5 protein-coding genes, 1 pseudogene and 1 riboswitch are annotated in these 4895 nt (G+C 65.3%); of the genes and pseudogenes, 1 reads left to right on the forward strand and 5 read right to left on the reverse strand.

What is annotated here, in order from left to right:
• The 3 genes and pseudogenes from EOA27_RS22010 to gcvT all read right to left on the reverse strand — a co-directional run.
• Nucleotides 1–1093 (reverse strand): annotated as a pseudogene (locus EOA27_RS22010) (glycine dehydrogenase); the annotation flags it as partial.
• Between the two features lie 16 nt (nucleotides 1094–1109).
• On the reverse strand, nucleotides 1110–1478 hold the full coding sequence (gcvH, locus tag EOA27_RS22015) for a glycine cleavage system protein GcvH (protein WP_042644226.1): 369 nt from the start codon (nucleotides 1476–1478) through the stop codon (nucleotides 1110–1112).
• Between the two features lie 7 nt (nucleotides 1479–1485).
• Entirely contained in the window at nucleotides 1486–2583 is a 1098-nt protein-coding gene (gcvT, locus tag EOA27_RS22020; protein ID WP_126082367.1) for a glycine cleavage system aminomethyltransferase GcvT, read from the reverse strand.
• Between the two features lie 150 nt (nucleotides 2584–2733).
• Nucleotides 2734–2820, reverse strand: a riboswitch (glycine riboswitch).
• A 232-nt stretch (nucleotides 2821–3052) separates the two neighbouring features.
• On the opposite strand from gcvT, the gene EOA27_RS22025 reads away from it, so the two are divergent.
• Entirely contained in the window at nucleotides 3053–4057 is a 1005-nt protein-coding gene (locus EOA27_RS22025; protein WP_126082368.1) for a hypothetical protein, read from the forward strand.
• A gap of 6 nt (nucleotides 4058–4063) precedes the next feature.
• On the opposite strand, the gene EOA27_RS22030 is transcribed toward EOA27_RS22025, so the two are convergent.
• Both EOA27_RS22030 and EOA27_RS22035 read right to left on the reverse strand, forming a co-directional pair.
• Nucleotides 4064–4483 (reverse strand): GNAT family N-acetyltransferase, encoded by a 420-nt coding sequence (locus tag EOA27_RS22030; RefSeq protein WP_126082369.1) that lies wholly within the window; start codon nucleotides 4481–4483, stop codon nucleotides 4064–4066.
• Nucleotides 4483–4895: molybdopterin-dependent oxidoreductase (locus EOA27_RS22035; protein ID WP_145970463.1), on the reverse strand; the 413-nt coding region annotated here is incomplete at its 5' end. The genes EOA27_RS22030 and EOA27_RS22035, both read right to left, overlap by 1 nt.

A 4895-nucleotide genomic window follows, 5' to 3' on the forward strand; every position in this document is an offset into this window, starting at 1 on the left:
CTTTGAGACCTGAGGCGAGGCGGTCGGCAAGGCCGTGGATGCGACCGGCAATCGCCTGGAGGCCGGCAGGGCCATGCCAGATCGCATAGGCCGCGGCCATATTGGCCAGCAGCGCCTGCGCGGTGCAGATGTTGGAGGTGGCCTTGTCGCGGCGGATGTGCTGCTCACGCGTCTGCAGCGCCAGCCGGTAGCCGGGGCGGCCCTTGGTGTCGGTCGACTGGCCGACGAGGCGGCCGGGCATCAGACGGGTCAGCTTGTCGGAAACGGCGCAATAAGCGGCATGCGGGCCGCCGAAACCCATCGGCACGCCGAAGCGCTGCATCGGACCGACCGCGATGTCGGCGCCGAGCTTTGCCGGCGCATCCGTCAGCGTCAGCGCCAGCGGATCGGCGATGAAGACGACCAGCGCGCCGGCGGCGCGGGCCTTCTCGATCGCCGCCTTGTGATCGCCATAGACGCCCAACGTGTCCGGCCAGGAGACGAGCAGGGCGGCGGTGTTGTCGTCGATCGTCTCGCCATCGACCTCGATGCCGAGCGGCTCGGCGCGGGTGCGCACGACGTCCAGCGTCTGCGGGTGCGGGGTGCCTGCAAGCGCCACCTTGGTGCGCTTGTCGCGATGATGGCGCAGCGCGATGCCGACGGCCTCGGCAACGGCGGTCGCTTCATCGAGCAGCGAAGCCGACGCCACCGGCAGGCCGGTGAGCTCGGTGACCAGGGTCTGGAAGTTGAACAGCATTTCCAACCGGCCCTGGCTGATCTCGGCCTGGTAGGGCGTGTAGGCCGTGTACCAGGCCGGATTCTCGAACAGGTTGCGCTGGATGACCGGCGGCACGAAGACGCCGTGATAACCGGCGCCTATGAAGCTCTTCAGCACCGTGTTCTTCGCCATCATCGCCGACAATTCGGCCAGCGCTTCGGCTTCGCTCGCCGGAGCGGGCAGGTCGAGTGGCCGATCGAGGCGGATCGACTTCGGCACGGCCTGGCTGATCAGCGTTTCGACGGATGGAACGCCGATGGCGGCGAGCATCGCCCTGACGTCGTTGACGGAGGGACCGATATGGCGGGCCGAGAAAGGAGCAGGTGCTGCGGTCATTTCCAAGATCCTGTTGTCAGCCGATATGGGCTTTGTAGGCGGCCTCATCCATGAGGCTGTCGAGTTGACCTTCGTCGGAAAGCTTCATCTTCCAGAGCCAGCCGTCGCCGGTCGCCGCCGAATTGACCAGCGAAGGGTCGGCCGACAGTGAGCCGTTGGCCTCGGTAATCTCGCCGTCGACCGGCGCGTAAACGTCCGAAGCCGCCTTCACGGATTCGACGACGACGGCGGTATCGCCCTTGGCGAGCTTGCGGCCAATTTCCGGCAGCTCGACGAAAACGAGATCGCCGAGCTGTTCCTGCGCATAGTCGGTGATGCCGACAGTGGCGACGCCGCCTTCGACGCGGAGCCATTCATGGTCTTCAGTGAAATAGGTCTTTGCCATCTGGAGATCATCCTTTGCGGTAGCGGTGTGGGGTGAAGGGCAGGGACGTGACGTCGATCGGGATCTTCGTCCCGCGGACATCGGCGAAGAGTTTCGTGCCGGCCTTGGCCAGCGCGATGTTGACGTAGCCCATGGCGACCGGGTGGCCGGTCGAAGGGCCGAAGCCGCCTGATGTGACGTGGCCGGCCGGATTGCCGCCGGCATCGACGAGCGTCGCGCCCGCGCGCACCGGCTGGCGCCCGTCGGGCTTCAGGCCGACGCGTTTCTGCGACGGCCCGCGATCGAGGATCGAGCGCAGCGCGTCGGCGCCGATGAAATGGGCGGCGCGGACTTCCTTGGGGATCGCCCACATCAGGCCGGCGCTTGCCGGGTCGATCCCGGGCGTCAGGTCCTGGCCATGCAGGCAGAGCCCGGCCTCGAGGCGCAGGCTGTCGCGGGCGGCAAGGCCGATCCATTGCACGCGCTCGTCTTCCAGGAGTTTGGCGACCAAATCCCGCGCGTCCTTCTCCGGCAGGCCAACCTCGAAACCGTCCTCGCCGGTGTAGCCGGACCGGCTCATGAACCAGTTCTGGCGCGGCTCGATGCCATGCATGAAGAGCAGCGAGCCGGTCTCGATGCCGGCCCGTGCCAAAGCCACCCAGGCATCCGGACCCTGAATCGCCAGGAAGACGCGGTCGAGCGGCTCGACCGTGGCGTCGAAATCGGCGGAGAGCGTGCGCAGATGCTTCTCGTCCTCGATGGCGTTGCCGGCATTGGCCACGACCATGAACCGGTCGTCGCCAAGGCGCGTGACGATCAGGTCGTCGATAATGCCGGCAGCCTCGTTGAGGAAAAAGGTGTATTTGGACTGCGAGATGTCCAGCGCGCCGGCATCAAGCGGGCAGGCCCGGTTCAACAGCGCCGCGGCGCCCGGACCGTCGACTTCGAACAGCTTCATATGCGAGATGTCGAACAGCCCGGCATGCTCGCGCGTGTGCAGGTGCTCCTTCATCACGCCGGGCGGATAGGTGAGCGGCATCGACCAGCCGGCAAAAGCGCCGAAGCGCGCGCCCGCGGCCTGATGCAAATCCTCGAGGGGTAGGTGCCTGGTGTCTTCGCCTGTCATGTCTTCTCCAGAGTCGCACGCAATCGACCGCCATTGGCGGCCTGTTCCGTGCCCCTCTGTCTGAAGCCTGAGAGACTCGCGCCCCGTAACTCTGTCGGCAGCGCTTACACCTTCGGCGCGGGGCCAGGCCCCGACTTTCCAGAGTTGTCTTTCCCGTCAACGGTTCTTTTGCCTGAGAGATTTCGGGCGATTTCCCCTTCGGCGACAGCTTGCGCTGCTCTCTCCCGCAAACAGGTGGGACTCACAAACCGAGCCCCCGACGCGCCATCCATAGCTCGTTGGCGACACCTTGTCACCTCCCAGCGACATCAAAGGTGCGCCGATATTCAGGTGAGGCCGGCCTGACGTGAATCTCAACAAGGCGCGGCCGGCAAGGCTTCGCTAACCACACCATTTGCCGGTTTCTCAAGACACCGCTGATAAACCTGACGGGATAACGCCGGCAAAAGGCGACGGGCAGGGACGGCAGATGGGCGAATTGATCATGAGCGGTCCGGTGGCGGGGCTGACGTCGAAGAACAAGATCACGGCCGAGGACGTGGCAATGCTGCGGCGCGAGGTATTCGCCGACGGCGTGGTGACGCGGGGCGAGGCGGAGGCGCTGTTCGCGCTCGACCAGACGGCGCGTGACAAATGCGGCGAATGGGCACCGTTCTTCGTCGAGGCGGTGACCGACTACATCGTCCACCAGGAAAAGCCGGAAGGCTATATCTCGGAGGAGAATGCCGACTGGCTGGTCCGCACCGTCTCGCGTGACGGCATGGTCGACAGCCGCACGGAACTCGAGCTGCTGGTGCATGTGCTGGAGGAAGCCAAATCCTCGCCCGGCCAGCTTTCGGCCTACGCGCTGGAGCAGGTCGCGCATGCGGTGATCGACGGCAAGGGGCCGTTGATGATCGGCGGCGAGCTGGTTCCGGGCTTGATCGCCAAGGCCGAGGTCGATCTCCTGCACCGCATCCTCCATGCCTTTGGCGGCGACGGCAACATCGCCATTACCAAGGCCGAGGCAGAGGTGCTGTTCAGGATCAATGACCGAACGGCGGCCGCAGACAATGATCCGTCCTGGAACGAGCTCTTCGTCAAGGCGATCGCCAACTATGTCATGTGCTCGGCCGGCTACGAGCCGCCGACGCGCGAAGCGGCGCTGCGCCATGAAAACTTCCTTGACGAGGCAGGCCCGGCGCTCGGTGGGTTCTTCAGCCGGATGGTGTCGGGCGGATTCGCCGCGGTCCTCGAAGCCTATCATTCTCCCGGCGATATCGAGGCCGAATGGGAAGCCAGGAACCGGGCCGCCGAGGCGCTTGCCCGCCGTGCCGAGACCATCGTTGCCGACGAAGCCAAATGGCTGGCCGAGCGCATCGACGGCGGCCAGCGGCCGCTGCGCGACAACGAGCGCGCGCTGCTGACGCTGATCAGGCACGCTTCGCCGGAAATCCATCCGGCGCTGAAGCCGCTGCTGGATAAAGTCGCTTAGGCGCTCTTAAATCGTCTTACAAAGGATGATGTTGGAATGGCCTTCGGGCCATCCGGTGAGTTCGGCGATGCGCTCGAAACCGGCCTTTTCGTACAAGCCCGGCGCCTGGAAGTCGTGGGTCGAAACCCATATCCGCAGGGAGCCGCGCGCAGCGGCCTCCGCGACAAAGGCATCAAGCAGCTTCCTGCCGTGGCCAAGGCCGCGATAAGTTTCGTCGACCCACATCAGCGTGAGCTCGGCGATGCCGGCCCAGGAATGACCGGCGGCGATCCCGACGACGCGCCCTTGCTCATCCCGCAAGGCAAAGGTGAGGGCACGGTCGTCGTCACGACCGGTCAGCCGTCGGTTGTCGTCATGCAGACGCTCCTCGACGGCATCAAGCTCGGCGGACGGCAGATCGTGCTCGGCCCGCAGGCGAGGGATCATCAAATCCCGCCATACCAGTCGTAGCCATTATCCTCCCAATAGCCGCCGCGGCCGCCGCCGATAGTGGCGAAACTGTCGACCAGCTCGATCTTAGAAATGTATTTTGGCATCTTGTAGCCGAGCTGGCGCTCGACCCGGACGCGCAGCGGCGCGCCGTTCTCGACCGGGAGCGGCTTGCCGTTGAGACCGTAGGCCAAAATGGTCTGCGGATGGCGGGCATCGATCAGGTCGATGGTGCCGTAATATTTGATGTCGCCGGACAGGCTCTGCTCGATCGTGTCGAGGCAGTGGAACATGACGTAGCGCGCCTGCGGCTTGACCACCGCCTGGTCGAGCACCAGCGACAGCGGCGTGCCGGTCCATTTGGCGATGCAGCTCCAGCCTTCGACACAGTCATGGCGGGGGGTCTTGG

The organism is Mesorhizobium sp. M2A.F.Ca.ET.037.01.1.1, from assembly GCF_003998075.1.
Taxonomy (GTDB): domain Bacteria; phylum Pseudomonadota; class Alphaproteobacteria; order Rhizobiales; family Rhizobiaceae; genus Mesorhizobium.